Source organism: Brevundimonas sp. ABV4_179, assembly GCF_056311945.1.
The window spans coordinates 723,902-738,606 of sequence record NZ_CM149976.1; the positions used below are offsets into that span (position 1 = coordinate 723,902).

A 14,705-nucleotide genomic window follows, 5' to 3' on the forward strand; every position below is an offset into this window, starting at 1 on the left:
GATCAGGATCGGCGTGCTTTTGGCGGCGTCGATAATGATCTCGTCTTGCGCCACACGTGGTCAGGTTTTCGACCGCGACCGCAGCGAGAAGTTCGTCATTGGCCAGACGACGCCCGCGGAAGCCATCGCCGCCCTCGGCGAGCCGAGTTTCGACTATCTGCGGCCGGACGGTCTGAGGGTCGTTCGATGGGAGTATCAGCGGCTGCGAGGCTTGGCTATCACCCGCTATGTGATCGGAGCCAACTTCGGGGCCGACGGAAGACTGAACTATCTGCACAATCCCAAGCGGCCCGAAGTCGTCGATCCGTTCTGATGTGAGGTCCTGGATGACGCATGGGGCCAGCGGTGCTAGAGGGCGCGCCATCCTCCCCAGCCTTCCACGGACGCCGCCCCATGCCCGCCGCTCCCGACTTTCCGCCCGCGCCCGATCAGGTGAAGCCGCAACGCGCCCTGATCTCCCTGTCCGACAAGGCCGGGCTGGAGGATGCGGCCCGCGCCCTGCACGATCTGGGCGTCGAACTGGTCTCGACCGGCGGCACCAAGGCCGCCATCGAGAAGCTGGGCCTGCCGGTCAAGGACGTGGCCGATCTGACCGGCTTCCCCGAGATGATGGACGGCCGGGTCAAGACTCTGCACCCCGTCGTTCACGGCGGCCTGCTGGGCGTTAGAAACGCCCCGACCCACGCCGAGGCCATGACGACCCACGGCATCGGCGCCATCGATATCGTCTGGATCGACCTCTATCCGTTCGAGAAGACGGTGGAACAGGGCGGCGGCTTCGAGGCGGCGATCGAGAACATCGACATCGGCGGCCCGGCCATGATCCGCTCGGGCTCCAAGAACCACGGCCATGTCGCGGTGGCGGTGGACGGCGAAAGCATCGCCCTGATCCTGGAGGCGCTGAAGGTCGAGGGCTCGACCGACCTGGCCCTGCGCAAACGTCTGGCCGCGCGCGCCTTCGCCCGCACCGCCGCCTATGACGCCGCCGTCTCCGGCTGGTTCGCCGGTCAGATCGAGGACGCCGCCCCGGCCCGCAAGTCCATCGCCGGTTCGCTGGCCCAAACGCTGCGCTATGGCGAGAACCCGCACCAGACCGGCGCCTTCTATCGCACGGGCGAGCGCCGTCCGGGCGTGGCCTACGCCGAACAGGTGCAGGGCAAGGAGCTGGGCTACAACAACATCGCCGACGCCGACGCCGCCTATGAACTGGTCGCCGAGTTCGAACAGCCCGCGGTCGTTATCGTCAAACACGCCAACCCCTGCGGCGTGGCGGTCGGCAAGGACCTGTCCGAGGCCTACGCCCGTGCGCTGGAATGCGATGCGGTTTCGGCCTTTGGCGGGGTGATCGCGGTCAACCGCCCGCTGAACGGCGCAGATGCTGAGGCCATAACGAGCGTCTTCACCGAGGTCGTCATCGCCCCCGGCGCCGACGACGCGGCCAAGGCCGTCTTCGCGGCCAAGAAGAACCTGCGCCTTCTGATCACCGACGGCCTGCCCGACCCGCACGGCCCGGGCGAGGTGTTCCGCTCGGTCGCCGGGGGCTTCCTGGTCCAGTCGCGCGACCGCAGCCTGATCAAGCCGTCGGACCTGAAGATCGTCACGCGCCGCCAGCCGACGCCGACCGAGATTCAGGACATGCTGTTCGCCTTCACCGTGGCCAAACACGTCAAGTCCAACGCCATCGTCTACGCCAAGGACGGCCAGACGGCGGGCATCGGCGCCGGCCAGATGAACCGTCGCGACAGCGCGCGTATCGCCGCCATTCGCGCCAAGGAAGCGGGCGAGGCCAAGGGGCTGGCCCATTCGCTGGCCGAAGGCTCGGCCTGCGCGTCCGAAGCCTTCTTCCCGTTCGCCGACGGCCTGCTGGAAGCGGTCGCGGCGGGCGCCACGGCGGTGATCCAGCCGGGCGGCTCGATGCGTGACGCCGAGGTGATCGCCGCCGCCGACGAAAAGGGCGTTGCCATGGCCTTCACCGGCGTGCGGGTCTTCAGGCACTGACTTCTGGGCGGGAAAGGGCGCTGTCGCTCGCGGCTTGAGCGCCCTTCTTCGCACGACCGGCAGCCTCGCGTTCGTGACTGGACGCCGACGAAGGGGCGTGATGCTCTGACCGCTCCCCCTTTCCGGAGCGTGCGATGACCACCCTGATCCGTCCCGAGGGCCAGACCGTCGACGATCTGAAGCTCAGCCGACGAAGCCTTGGGGCGCTGGGGGGCTTGCTGTTCTCCGGCTACGCTGTGGCGGCCCTAGCCAGGGAGGCCAAGCCGATCACGACCGATGCGGCGGGCCTGACCACCGAAACCGTGACCTATGGCGCGCCGGACGGATTCGATCTGCCCGCCTATGTCGCGCGGCCGCAAGGCGACGGGCCGTTCCCGGTGGTCGTTGTGGTGTCGGAGATCTTCGGCGTTCACGACTACATCCGCGACATCTGCCGCCGGCTGGCCAAGCAGGGCTACGCCGCCATCGCGCCCGCCTTCTTCAACCGGGTCGAGGATCCGGCGCCGCTGTCGGACATGCAGCGGATCATGCAGATCGTGGGGGCGGCCGGTTACGAGCAGGTGATGGGCGACCTGTCGGAGACGCTGGAATGGGCCAGCCGCCAGGGCTGGGCCAGGGACGGCAAGGTGGGCGTCACCGGCTTCTGCTGGGGCGGCAAGGTGGTGTGGCAGGCGGCGGCCCGGTTCAGCGCCATCGGCGCGGGCGTGGCCTGGTACGGACGGCTGGCGCCTGCGCCGGACGCGACCCCGGCCCAGGTCTCGGCGGGCCAGCCGTGGCCGGTTGATCTGGCCGACGACCTGAAGGCGCCGGTGCTGGGCCTTTATGGCGGTCAGGATCAGGGCATCCCCTTGGACAGCGTGGAGCGGATGCGCCAAGCCCTGGCGCGCGCCGGCGAGACAGGCAGCCGGATCGTGGTCTATCCCGACGCGCCTCACGGCTTCCACGCCGACTATCGCGCCAGCTACGCCGAGGCGGACGCGCGCGACGGCTGGTCCAAACTGCTGGCGATCTTCGATAAGGCGTTAAAGAATTAGGGCGTTAGTGAACGACGGGCTGCGGAGGGCGGCCTTGGGGAGCGGCGTGCGATGGTCGGATTGCGACGCGGAGCGGCGATGATCTTGAGCGTGGGCCTGATGGTCCTGCCGCTGGCCGCCTGCGGCGGCGGCGGTGGTGGCGGCGGAGGGAGCGGAGGCGGGGGCACGATCACCCCGCCACCTCCTCCGCCACCCCCACCGCCCCCGCCTCCTCCACCGCCGCCATCGGTGTCATCCAGCGAATATCTCCGCAGCTACAGTCTGGCCAATGTCAGGGCCCAGGCGGCCTGGCAGGCCGGCGCCACGGGCGCAGGGATCACCGTCGCGGTGGTGGACACGGGCATTCAGCATGAACAGCCCGATTTGCAGGAGCGTATCTCCTCGCTGTCGGCCGACATCGTCGGCATGCGCAATACGCCGCGAGGCGAGGACCGGCACGGCACCCTGGTTGCGGGGGTGATCGCTTCGAACTTCAACGGCATGGGCACGATCGGGGTGGCCTACCAGTCGACGATCCTGTCGATCCGCGCCGATATTTCGGATTGCCAGGATTTGGACGAGGACTTCTGCTTCACCAGTTCCGATCTGGCGAAGGCGCTGGACTATGCGGTCTCCCAGCGCGTCAAGATCATCAACATGTCGTTGGGCGGCGACGGGCGGCTCGGCTCGACCTTCGAGGCGGCCCTGTTGCGGGCCGTCAACTCGGGGGCCGTGATCGTGGCCTCGTCGGGCAATGAGGCCGAATCCAACCCCGGCTGGCCGGCGCGATACGCGGTCGATCCCCGTTTCGCGGGCGCGGTCGTCGCGGTGGGTTCTCACAACGCCGCTGATGTGATGTCCAGCTTCTCCAACCGCGCCGGGGACACCGCGACCGCTTATCTTTCGGCGCCGGGCGAGGATGTCATAACGGGATGCGACGGCTCGTCGTGCTGGCGGATCAATGGGACGTCGTTTTCGGCCCCCCACGTGTCGGGCGCTCTGGCCCTGCTGATGCAGGCCTTTCCCAACCTAACGGCGCGTCAGGCGCTGGCCATCCTGTTCGATACGGCGCGGGACGCCGGCGATCCGGGAACCGACATCGTCTATGGGCGCGGCCTGCTGGATCTCGCCGGCGCCTTCCGACCGGTGGGAACGACCTCAACCCCCATGGCGAACGGCGGGGCCGTCAACACATCCACCGAACCCGGCAGCTTCATCGGCGGCGCGTTCGGCGACGCCTTCAGCCGACAAGATGCGCTGAACACCGTGGTGTTCGACGCCTATGACCGGATGTTCGCCGTCCAGCTTGGCGGGGCCTATCCCACGGCGCCCAGCCGCTCCTATCAGCCGGCGCCGTTCGAACAAAGCCAGACGGCGACCATCGGCCTGGCCTTGCCGGGCGGCGGCCGGTTGAACCTGATCGCGGCCCAGCCCGCCCCCGCGCCCGAGCTCGTCGCCCCCCGCCACGACCTCTATAACGCGCCGTGGATGGGCGACGAGGTGCGGCAGGAGGCGATGCTGAACCTGGAAACCGGGCGTCTGAACTTCTCCGCCTGGCAGGGCCGGGGCGGGGCGGTTTCGCCATTTGGCGGGACGGCGGGCGACGGCTTCGCCGCCCTGGCCCAGGCCGACCACGCCATGCGCGGGGCGATGCGGTTCGGGTCGCTGACCTTTTCCGCCGAAAGCGGAGGCGGGGATCGACGAATGCCGTTGCGCCGGGTCGAGCAGGACGCCTCGACCTATAATCGGGTCTCCGTCGGCTAGCGTGGCGCGGATGGCGGCCTGTCGTTCAGCGTCGGCGCCCTGGACGAACGGTTAGGGCCCTTGGGCGCCTTCCTGCCAGGCGGATCGGACTTCGCCCTGCCGTCGCGCACGGCCTTCTATGCGCTAGGCGGCGACTGGACCCTGACGTCGGGCCTGCGCCTGATCGGAGAGGCCGGGCTTGGCTCGACCCGGATCGAGGGGCGGTTCCTGTCGATGGACCGGGCGGCGATCAGTTCGAACTGGCGGTTGGGGCTGCTGACCGGCTGTTCGGCCCTGTGCGACCGGATCAGCTTCACCCTGGCCCAACCGCTCAGGATCGAAAACGGCCGCTTCTCGGCCTATCTCGCCGATGTGCCGGCGGATTATTTCGATCCGCTGACCTATTCGCGACGCAGCTTCTCGGCGGCGCCCAGCGGCCGCCAGATCGACTTCATCTTAGGCGGGGAACGCTATCTGTGGGGCGGCTCCAGCGTGACGCTTCAGGCTGTCGCCAGCCGCGAGCCGCGCCACGTCGCCGACGCCGCGCCGGAGTTCGCCCTGATCGGAGGATGGCGGCGCCGGTTCTGACCGACGCCGCCTGTCGCGCCTGGATCAGGCCTTGCCGTCGAAGGTCTGGCCGTCCGCCGCGTGTGCGGCGCCGTAAGGGTTGGGGCCTTGGCCGCCAGATCCCTTGGCGGCGACAATCACCATGGCGGGGCGCACGGTGCGACCGAACAGTTCGAAGCCGGACTGCATGGTCTGGATCACCGTGCCGCCGGGCACGGCGTCCGACGGCTGTTCCATCATGGCCTGGTGCAGATGCGGATTGAAGGCCTCGCCCGGTCCCGGCGCCACGCGCTTCAGGCCGTTGGCTTCGAACGCCTGCAGCAAGGCCTTCTGGGTCAGCTCCAGCCCCGTGACCAGACCGGCGGTGGCGCCTTCGGCGTCCTTGGGTGCGGCCGTCAGGGCGCGTTCCAGATTGTCGGACACGCCCAAAAGGTCCTTGGCGAAGCGCTGAATGGCGAAGGCGCGGGCGTCGTTCTGCTGCGTTTCCGCGCGACGCTTCAGATTCTCCATATCGGCGGCGACGCGCAGGGCGCGGTCTTTCCATTCGTCGCGTTCGGCGATCACGGCGTCCAGCGGGGCCAGGTCGTCCGCCGGATGGGCGTCTAGCCCGTGTTCGGCGTTGGCCTCGGCCGCCTCGGCGTCCAGAGCGTTGATGTCGTCGTTTAGGGGCTTGTCGCTCACGTCTCGTTCCCGTCCAGCATCCGGCCCAGCACCCGGGCGGTATAGTCCACCAACGGGATGACACGGGCGTAGTTCAGTCGCGCGGGGCCGATGACGCCGATGGCGCCCAGGACCCGCTGTCGGCCGCTCATATAGGGCGCCGCGATCACGGCGGAACCCGAAAGTGAAAACAACCGTGTCTCGGCGCCGATGAAAATGCGCACGCCTTGGGCCGCATCGACGCCGTCCAGCAGGCCGATCAGCTGTTCCTTCTGCTCCAGATCATCGAAAAGGACGCGGACCCGCTCCAGATCGGCCAAGCCTTCCCGGTCCTGAAGCAGGTTGGCGCGACCCCGCACGATCAGGGCCCGCTCGCGATCCTGGCCGCCGGACCACGCAGCGAACCCGTCCTCGACCAGACGGGCGGCCGTCTGGTCCAGCTCACGCCGTGCGATTTCCAACTCCTGGGTCATCTCGCGCTTGGCGTCGGCGAAGGGGCGGCCGCGCAGGCGGGCGTTCAAGAAGTTGGAGGCCTCGACCAAGGTCGAAGGCGTGACGCCGGCCGACAGGGTCATGATGCGGTTTTCGACCGTGCCGTCGTCAGCGACGATGACGGCCAGGGCCTGATCGCCGCCCAGGGCGACGAACTCGACATGTTTGACGCCGGAATCACGCACCGGGCTGGAGACAACGCCGGCGCCGCCGGCTAGGCCGGACAGCAGGTTCGAGGCCTCGTCCAGGGCGGACTCGAAGTTCCGGCCGCGCCCGGAGAGCCGCCCGTCGATCTCGCGACGCTCTTCCTTGGTCAGGTCGCCGACTTCCAGCAGGCCGTCGACGAACAGGCGAAGGCCTGCATGGGTCGGGATGCGCCCGGCCGAGGTGTGGGGCGCCGCCAGCAGGCCCGCGAGGGTCAGATCCTGCATGGTGTTGCGGATCGAGGCAGGCGATAGGGCGATGCCGCCCAGCGACAGGGTCCGAGACCCGACCGGCTCGCCGGTCTCCAGATAGCTTTCCACGATGCGACGGAAGATGTCGCGCGCCCGCGCATCTAGCCCCGCCAGTCCTGCGAGGGACTGGCCGGCGTCGAACGGCGGGTTTTTCGGGGCATACAGGCTCACGGTTTCAGGATAAGCACCGCCGCCACAGCTTCCAAGGTCAGACTTCCAAGGATCCCTCCCATGCGCCATTCGCAACGCACCGACGATCAACTGCGTCCCGTGACCATCGAGACCGGCGTCAACCGCTATGCCGAGGGCTCTTGCCTGATCAGCTTCGGCAACACCAAGGTGCTGGTGACCGCCTCGATCGAGGACAAGGTGCCGGGCTGGATGCGCAACTCGGGTCAGGGATGGGTGACGGCCGAATACGGCATGCTGCCCCGCGCCACCCACACGCGCGGGCGTCGTGAAGCCGCCGCCGGCAAACAGTCGGGCCGCACGCAAGAGATTCAGCGATTGATCGGCCGCTCCCTGCGCGCCGTGGTGGACCTCAAGGCCTTGGGCGAACGCCAGGTGTTGATCGACTGCGACGTCATCCAGGCCGACGGCGGCACCCGCACGGCGTCGATCACCGGCGCCTGGGTCGCCATGAGTCTGGCCCTGAACTATCTGCGCGACGAGGGCGTGTTGAAGGCCGACCCGATCACGGATCAGGTGGCGGCCGTGTCGTGCGGCGTCTGCGACGGCGTGCCGGTGCTGGACCTGGATTACGAAGAGGATTCCGAGGCCGAGGCGGATTCGAACTTTGTCCTGACCGGCTCGGGCCAGATCGTCGAGGTCCAGGCCACGGGCGAGAAGCGCGGCTTCTCGCGCGCCGAATTCGACCGGCTCTTCTCGCTGGCCGAGATCGGCTGCACCGAACTGTTCGCCCTGCAGAAGGCGGCCTTGGCGGCGGTGAAGCAATAGGGGGTTTCACCTCGGGGCGCGGACGGGCATCCTCGTCCGGTCAGTCCTGACCGGAGACAAGTCGATGCGTCGATCCCCCTGGCTTTCGATGGCCGCCTGCGTTGTGTTGATGGCCGGATGTCAGCGCGCTGATCCAGCCGATCAGCCTGGGTCCGGAGACACTGCGGCAAGCAGCAACGTCATCGACGCGGTTCCACTGGCGCCCGACGCCCCGCCGCCTGCCCCGCCCGCCAAGCCGGCGGCTGCGGAGAAGGAAGCCGCCAAACCGGCCGAGGACCCTGAGGCCAGCATTCCCGAGGGTCCAGACATGCCCGCTCAGCCGGTGCCGATCAGCGAGGTCCCTTGCCGCGACGCCATCGGCGCCGCCGCCTCGACCCGGCTGGTCGAGCGCTGCATCCAGGTCAGCCCGGCGACCCGCCCGCCCTGCAACGCCGCCAACCCCTGCGATCTGATCCAGGGGGAGATCGACCGGTCCTGCAAACTGTGGGCACGCGACGGCGACCCGCCGGCGGCGTGCAAGCCTTAGGCTGAGGGCACCGCGCCCGCCACATCGGCCACCACCCGCTTGACCAGCGCCTCGTCGTCGCCCTCGGCCATGACGCGGATCACCTTTTCCGTGCCCGAGGGACGCACCAGGAGACGTCCCTGACCGCTCAGGGCCGCTTCGGCCATCGGCGATGGCGGCCTTGACCGTGTCAGTCTCCAGCGGCTTGTCGGCGGTGAAGCGCATGTTCTCCCGCTTTTGGGGCACGGGCTCGTACTGGCGGGCTGACGTGCGGCGGCGAAGAGGATGTAATGGGCGGTTATCAGAAGCACTCAGGTCCTTTCCGCGGACACGATGGATCGTGATGCACCCGGATCAAAGCTGATCAAACGCCGTCAATCGGACGGAACAACTCAAAACGGGACAGGCGCGATTTTATTCGCAAACCTGCTCGGCGACCGGTGGGCGGTTTGCGGACAAGCCGGTCGATGACGACGGTTCCCCATGGCCAAGCCTCACGATTCAGACGATTTCCCATTCCGTCCGTCAATGACGGCGCACCGAGATCACTATCCCCACGGGACTGGTCTCCTCCTCGGACGCGCGACAGCGTCGATGCCCTCCAGAGCGCGGACACGACACTTTGCCGCCAGGACGGTCGCCAAGCGGGTCCGGCCGGCCTTCCGGGGCGCCGGGCCGTCACGACGTGTCTTCGTCAGGGTCAAGGTTGTTATGAAGACGCCGAACGCGCGCGCGTCGTTGAAAGCCTGCATGCGGTATTTCGGACGGGAGGGCGCGGGCGAGGACGGGGCGAGAGCCGCTTTCTTCGGGCCGCTGGAGGACCGGCCTGACGCTAGGGCGCAGGTCGATCGGTGGGCCGACGACCGCCGTCATTATCGGATTGTCGTGAATCCGGAGGATGGACAAGAGCTCGCGGACGTCAGGTCGTTCGCACGGCGGATGATGAAGCAGATTGAGATCGACACCGGCACGCCGCTCGAATGGCTTGCCGTTGCGCACTTCGACACCGGACGTCCCCATCTCCACATCATCCTACGCGGTGTGCGGGACGATGGGCGCGACCTTGTCTTCAACCGCGGTTATGCGGCGCATGGGCTGCGCGGCCGGTGCGAAGCCCTGGCAACCGAGATCCTGGGCCCGAGGTCCGACCGGACGGCTTCCTCCCGCGATCTGACGGCGGACCGGCTGACTGCGATGGACGACACGCTTCTGCGACGGCATGACGACGGATGGATCAACCTCGAGGGTCTGGACAGCGGAGAACGCGCCAACGCACAGCGCCGCCTGGTCCATCTTGAGCGTCGCGGATGGGCTACCCAAGACAGCCAAGGCCGTTGGACTCTTCCCGAAAATCTGCGCCATATCCTGCGAAGTGTCGGCGAACAGGAGGCGCGTGAAGCCGCCGCAACGCGCGCCATATGGGGCGGCTTCTGGGGCGGGCAGACGCATCGCCTTGAACCGCTGAGCCTCTCGGAAGGCGAGGTGATCGTTGGCGCTTACGCCGGCGTTCAGCCGCTCAAGTGGCTCAAGAAGGCGGCCCAGTTGCTCGTGCTTAAGACCATGGATGGTCGTCTGGGGCATGTCCGGCTGGCGTCATTGGATCGCGTTATGATCCTGGATCGCGTACCCGAGCGGGCCCTTATCGAACTGCGGGGAAGGCCGTGGAGGGCGAGGGCTTCAGACCGGACCATCGCTCAGATCGCGCAACTGAGGAATGGCGTTTACTCTAAGGCTGATCATCTCGTGGTCCGGCCCGAAGATCGGCCTGTTTTCATCGAGCGCCATCTTCGACGGCTCGAAGCCATGCGCCGCGAAGGCGCGGTCGAGCCTCGGGGCGACGGCCGGTTCGCCATTCCACCCGACTACGTCTCGCGGGCGTTGGCAGCGGATCAGGCGCGACATGGTCCTGCCGATGTGGAAGTCCGCGTGCTCGACGTCAGGCCTCTACACCTCCAGACCGAAGCGCAGGGCGTCACTTGGCTGGACCGGGTCGCCGGCGGCCTCGAGCCTGATCCCGGCTTGGGGTCTATGGCGGATGAAGCCAGAAGGTTAGGACAGGAACGGGCGGAGGCTCGCAAGGGGTGGGGGATCGGCGATGGCTCAAAGCTGATCGATAAGGACATGCTTGCCCTCTGGAAAATGGAGATCGAGGCGCAGTTCAAGAGGCTTGGGAAGGACGAGAAGTTGGTCGTAAAGGCCGTGGAGGGACAGCCCTTCTCAGGCGTCTACAACGATAGAGTTCACATGGGCGCTCGAACCTATGCGGCGGTCGAAAGCCGCTCTGTCGTAACGCTAGCGCCGTGGCGCGCCGGTTTGGAGGCCTGCCGTGGCCAAGGTCTCACCGCGGTTCTGCAGGCGGGGCGTGTGGAGTTTCGATTCGGAGAGCGGGGCCGGGGTTTGGGACTGGAGCTTTAGCCTACTTACTCGGGATCCGTGGGGCCCAGGTTGAGTTCCTATCGTCAGCTTCGGGACGCGCTCGCGAAGTCCAAGTGCACGGCGGGGGGAACCTCGATCTCCCGCCTCAATCCCGCAGCTGTGCCGCACATTGGGCAAGAGCCTTGGTCATCCGCCATTCGACTGTTTTCAGCCGGATGCCGAGATGATTGGCGATTTCCTGGTTGGTCATGCCGCCGAAACGGCTGAGCAAGAAGACGTCGCGAAGCGGTTTCGGAAGGCCCAGCACAATTTCCTTGAGGAGCAGGGATGCATCCTGTGCCGCGGCTTGGTTGGCGGGGAGTGACTGCCATGCGTCCAGTTCTTCTCGCCGGCGATCGCGGCGGTAACGGCTCAAGAACAGATTGCGGGCGACCTGGAGCAGAAAGGCCTTTGGTTTACGGATTTCGACAGGACGCTTCTGTCGCAGGATATTAGAATAGGTGTCCTGAAGGAGGTCTTCGGCGAGGTCGGTGCCATACCGATGTCGCAACGAGCCGAGCAACCATGCGCCGTGGGTAGCAAACAGGGTCTCGGCGTCGCTCCCGGTAGAAAGCGCCGGCACGGCTTTTGACTGTCGACCACCAGACGTCACGAGTTCGCCTCCGACCAGCGAGACCGCCCGTCTGAATTGACGGATTCGAGCCAAGGTCGAGGCAAGCGCAAAGGACGCGGCGCGCTGCAGCCCCCATGGACGTACAAGCGCAGGCTGCGGATTGTTCTCAACCGAGGTTCTCACGCCTCGACGCCGCTCTGCGACGCATCTCCAGGATGAATCATTCACTCGCCGTTGGCAAGTGTGGCGCGATACCTGCTCGACCTTCGCTTGCGTCTTGGTCATGCGCCGGGCGTTGAGAACATGGTTGAGCCACGCGCCGCCGCCTTTAGCCGAAGCCTGGACATGCGTGGGGGCCGCCCGGGCATCTGGATGATAGCTTATCCGGACGAACCCATAAACGACAACTTGCGATCCCTTCTGGGAGGCTTCTGTTCAAGTTGCAGTCGGCAGGGGCGGGCGGCGATGCAATATGCCCCAGGCCTTGACCCAACGAGATACGCAGGCTTCCGTGGCCCTCGCTTGCCAAGCTTATATACACCCTTCAAAGGGCGTACAGTCAGCGCCGCGCTGTCCATCTAGGCCCTGCCCTTCTGGGGGGTGCGAAGCTCTCGCGATGAGTAACGCACCTCGCTGACCTGAAGCCTGGCCCAATCTCGCAGTTGAAGCCTGGGATAATAAGGTCGCTTACGAATGTGGATGTAAGGCGGACCATCCAAACCAAGGCAAAGCATTTTTGCTAAAGTCGACGGCGCGAGTTGGATGCCCAGGGCGGCGAGTTCACGTGACGCTTCCTTTCGGTTTAGAAGACGGTCTTCGTATTCGACTTCCGCAATTGCATCTCTGGCTTCCAAGGCTGCGACCTAATTTGAGCTTGCCGCTTTCACCCGAAGGTCCTCGACGCGCGCCCGACTTGTTTCTGTGACGCGATCACGCAGGTGCCTCGCCCTAGCCATTAGCCAGTCCAAATCCTCGGCCGAGGCATCATACTGATCGCTGTAGCGCGCCTCGACATAGGCGCGTTTCAGCAGTTCGAACCGGCGACGATCGAAGCGGCTTTCACGCGGCCAGGCCTCGACTAGGCTGGTGTTTACGTCTTCGGCCAGCGAGCGGAGGAACTTGATGTTGTGCGAGCGCGGGAAATAGAAGGTGTGGACGAGGAGGACGCAGGCGTATGCCGCTTCGACCGCTTGGTGGAGGTTGAAGGCCGCATTCTTCCGCCAGTCTGGATCGTCTGCGCTTTCAGCAGACGCGATGTTCGCAAGCTTCAGGAAACGCTCGACGGCTTTCAGCCAACGATTCATCTCGCGCTCAGCAATCACTACGGCGTCGGCCGCTGTCATTGGTTGCGGTGTCATGAATGGATGGCCGGGAGTCTCGTACAGAGCGATGCCGTCGCGGACGATATCGGTCCAGAAGTACTCTCCCCGCCGCAGGGCATCGTCCACGTCTTGAAGATCATGGACGATCAGATTGACGGTGCGACCGATGGCCGGGTCACGAAGGATCTCATCCTCAGAATTCCACCAGTAGTCAGCGATGTTTGTTAGCTTCTCGTGGTTCACCACGATCAGGAGGTCGAAGTCCGAGAGGTAGCCGTTCTCAGGCTCATCGACCCAATCCGCCCGGGCGTACGATCCGAACAGGATGATCTTGAGGATCTGGCCGCCGCGTCGCCAACCTGAGTTGGCACCGCCACCGCTTGTCCTAGCCGCCTCAAATCCGGCAAGCAGGATGTCGCGAATGCGTTGAAGTTCACGCTGCTGACGCTCCGGCAAATGTTCCAGATCGGATCGCATTGAGTGATTCTATCGAAAACGCAGCCGCTGTGAACCGTGAAGTTGCACACACACCCCACACAGGTGCGTATATTGTATTGCGGGTCTCAGCCTGCTGTCTTCACAGCTGCGGCGACTTCAGACACCACGCGTCTCACCAGCGCCTCATCGTCGCCCTCGGCCATAACGCGGATCAGTTTTTCGGTGCCCGAGGGACGCACCAGCAGCCGTCCCTGACCGTTCAACGCCGCTTCGGCCTCGGCGATGGCGGCCTTGACCTTATCGGTCTCGAGCGGCTTGTCGGCGGTGAAGCGGACGTTTTCCAGCAGTTGCGGCACGGGGTCGAATTGGCGGGCGAGTTCGCTCATCGGCTTGGCGGATTCGACCAGGACGGCCAGCACCTGCAGCGCCGCCATCAGGCCGTCGCCCGTCGTGGCGTGGTCGTGCAGGATGATGTGGCCCGACTGTTCGCCGCCGATGTTGAAACCGCCCTCTCGCATCCGCTCCATGACGTAGCGGTCGCCGACCTTGGTCCGCTCGAGCGTCAGGCCCTTGGATTTCAGCCGGCGCTCTAGCCCCAGGTTCGACATGACGGTGGCGACGATCCCGCCGCCGGTCAGAATGCCGCGCCTGGCCCAGTCCAGGCCGACCAGGGCCATGATCTGGTCGCCGTCCACCACCTGTCCCTTTTCGTCGCAGACGATCAGCCGGTCGGCGTCGCCGTCCAGGGCGATGCCGATGTCGGCGCGGTAGCGTTTGACCGCCGCCGACAGGGTCTCGGGGTGGGTCGAGCCGCATTCGGCGTTGATGTTGGTTCCGTTAGGCTCCACGCCCACGGAGAAGACCTCGGCGCCCAGTTCGAACAGGGTGGTGGGCGCGACCTTGTAGCCCGCGCCATTGGCGCAATCGACGGCGATCCGCAGCCCCTTCAGGCTGAGCCGTTTGGGAAAGGCCTGTTTGGCGATCTCGATATAGCGGGCCTGAGCGTCGTCGATCCGCTTGACGCGGCCCAGTTTGTTGGACGGCGCCAGACCCTGGTCCAGGCCCTGGTCCATCATGGCCTCGATCTTCAGCTCGATCTCGTCGGACAGCTTATAGCCGTCCGGCCCGAACAGCTTGATGCCGTTGTCGGCATAGTCGTTGTGCGAGGCCGAGATCATCACGCCCAGATCGGCGCGCATCGAGCGGGTGAGCATGGCCACGCCCGGCGTCGGCACCGGCCCGAAGGTGCGCACGTCCATGCCGACCGAGGCGAATCCGGCGACCAGGGCCGGCTCGATCGTATAGCCCGACAGGCGGGTGTCCTTGCCGATCACCACCAGATGGCGCCGGTCGTCGCCGGTGCGGAACAGCTTGCCGGCGGCCAGGCCGACGCGCAGGGCGACTTCGGCCGTCATCGGATAGGTGTTGGCCCGCCCACGAATCCCGTCGGTGCCGAAGTATTTTCTGTCGCCCAAGGCATGGTCCTTCACGTATCGGGTAACGATCCGAAACCCCTTGTTTAGTGCGGCCGGCTTTGGGATTGCCTAGACGGCCCAAGGGGCAAGA

The 14,705-nt window shown here is 66.2% G+C and carries 13 protein-coding genes and 1 pseudogene; 8 read left to right on the forward strand and 6 right to left on the reverse strand.

Features of this window, described 5'->3' with window-relative positions; genetic code table 11:
- Window positions 1-34: 34 nt before the first annotated feature.
- The 5 genes from ACYX4P_RS03480 to ACYX4P_RS03500 all read left to right on the forward strand — a co-directional run bounded on the left by ACYX4P_RS03480 (window position 35) and on the right by ACYX4P_RS03500 (window position 5,342).
- Window positions 35-313 (forward strand): hypothetical protein, encoded by a 279-nt coding sequence (locus ACYX4P_RS03480; RefSeq protein ID WP_248119470.1) that lies wholly within the window; start codon window positions 35-37, stop codon window positions 311-313.
- 80 nt (window positions 314-393) lie between these two features.
- Entirely contained in the window at window positions 394-1,998 is a 1,605-nt protein-coding gene (gene purH / locus ACYX4P_RS03485; RefSeq protein ID WP_248119469.1) for a bifunctional phosphoribosylaminoimidazolecarboxamide formyltransferase/IMP cyclohydrolase, read from the forward strand.
- 134 nt (window positions 1,999-2,132) lie between these two features.
- The gene (locus tag ACYX4P_RS03490; protein WP_248119468.1) at window positions 2,133-3,032 is read left to right on the forward strand and encodes a dienelactone hydrolase family protein; all 900 of its coding nucleotides are present in this window, start codon (window positions 2,133-2,135) and stop codon (window positions 3,030-3,032) included.
- A 228-nt stretch (window positions 3,033-3,260) separates the two neighbouring features.
- Window positions 3,261-4,775 (forward strand): S8 family peptidase, encoded by a 1,515-nt coding sequence (locus tag ACYX4P_RS03495; protein WP_248119467.1) that lies wholly within the window; start codon window positions 3,261-3,263, stop codon window positions 4,773-4,775.
- 60 nt (window positions 4,776-4,835) lie between these two features.
- Entirely contained in the window at window positions 4,836-5,342 is a 507-nt protein-coding gene (locus ACYX4P_RS03500; protein ID WP_248119466.1) for a hypothetical protein, read from the forward strand.
- 24 nt (window positions 5,343-5,366) lie between these two features.
- Here the strand turns inward: ACYX4P_RS03500 and grpE are convergent, their stop codons facing one another.
- Together grpE and hrcA are read right to left on the reverse strand one after the other, a co-directional pair.
- The gene (gene grpE, locus ACYX4P_RS03505; RefSeq protein WP_409514510.1) at window positions 5,367-5,966 is read right to left on the reverse strand and encodes a nucleotide exchange factor GrpE; all 600 of its coding nucleotides are present in this window, start codon (window positions 5,964-5,966) and stop codon (window positions 5,367-5,369) included.
- Between the two features lie 32 nt (window positions 5,967-5,998).
- The gene (hrcA, locus tag ACYX4P_RS03510) at window positions 5,999-7,093 is read right to left on the reverse strand and encodes a heat-inducible transcriptional repressor HrcA (protein ID WP_312572322.1); all 1,095 of its coding nucleotides are present in this window, start codon (window positions 7,091-7,093) and stop codon (window positions 5,999-6,001) included.
- 66 nt (window positions 7,094-7,159) lie between these two features.
- Here hrcA and rph point away from each other — a divergent pair, with 66 nt between their 5' ends.
- Together rph and ACYX4P_RS03520 are read left to right on the forward strand one after the other, a co-directional pair.
- On the forward strand, window positions 7,160-7,885 hold the full coding sequence (rph, locus tag ACYX4P_RS03515; protein WP_312572316.1) for a ribonuclease PH: 726 nt from the start codon (window positions 7,160-7,162) through the stop codon (window positions 7,883-7,885).
- Window positions 7,886-7,949: 64 nt separating this feature from the next.
- The gene (locus tag ACYX4P_RS03520; protein ID WP_312572315.1) at window positions 7,950-8,411 is read left to right on the forward strand and encodes a hypothetical protein; all 462 of its coding nucleotides are present in this window, start codon (window positions 7,950-7,952) and stop codon (window positions 8,409-8,411) included.
- Here ACYX4P_RS03520 and ACYX4P_RS03525 read toward each other — a convergent pair.
- Window positions 8,408-8,654: pseudogene (locus ACYX4P_RS03525) on the reverse strand (phosphoglucosamine mutase); the annotation flags it as partial. The gene ACYX4P_RS03520 and the pseudogene ACYX4P_RS03525 overlap by 4 nt on opposite strands.
- Before the next feature lie 447 nt (window positions 8,655-9,101).
- Here ACYX4P_RS03525 and ACYX4P_RS03530 point away from each other — a divergent pair.
- Complete coding sequence (locus tag ACYX4P_RS03530; RefSeq protein ID WP_312572313.1) at window positions 9,102-10,805, forward strand: DUF3363 domain-containing protein; 1,704 nt, start codon at window positions 9,102-9,104, stop codon at window positions 10,803-10,805.
- 106 nt (window positions 10,806-10,911) lie between these two features.
- On the opposite strand, the gene ACYX4P_RS03535 is transcribed toward ACYX4P_RS03530, so the two are convergent.
- The 3 genes from ACYX4P_RS03535 to glmM all read right to left on the reverse strand — a co-directional run bounded on the left by ACYX4P_RS03535 (window position 10,912) and on the right by glmM (window position 14,614).
- Complete coding sequence (locus tag ACYX4P_RS03535; protein ID WP_312572311.1) at window positions 10,912-11,664, reverse strand: RNA polymerase sigma factor; 753 nt, start codon at window positions 11,662-11,664, stop codon at window positions 10,912-10,914.
- Window positions 11,665-12,242: 578 nt separating this feature from the next.
- On the reverse strand, window positions 12,243-13,178 hold the full coding sequence (locus ACYX4P_RS03540) for a HEPN domain-containing protein (protein WP_312572310.1): 936 nt from the start codon (window positions 13,176-13,178) through the stop codon (window positions 12,243-12,245).
- A gap of 86 nt (window positions 13,179-13,264) precedes the next feature.
- Window positions 13,265-14,614, reverse strand: a complete 1,350-nt coding sequence (gene glmM / locus ACYX4P_RS03545) for a phosphoglucosamine mutase (protein WP_476070192.1) — start codon at window positions 14,612-14,614, stop codon at window positions 13,265-13,267.
- Between the last annotated feature and the right edge of the window lie 91 nt (window positions 14,615-14,705).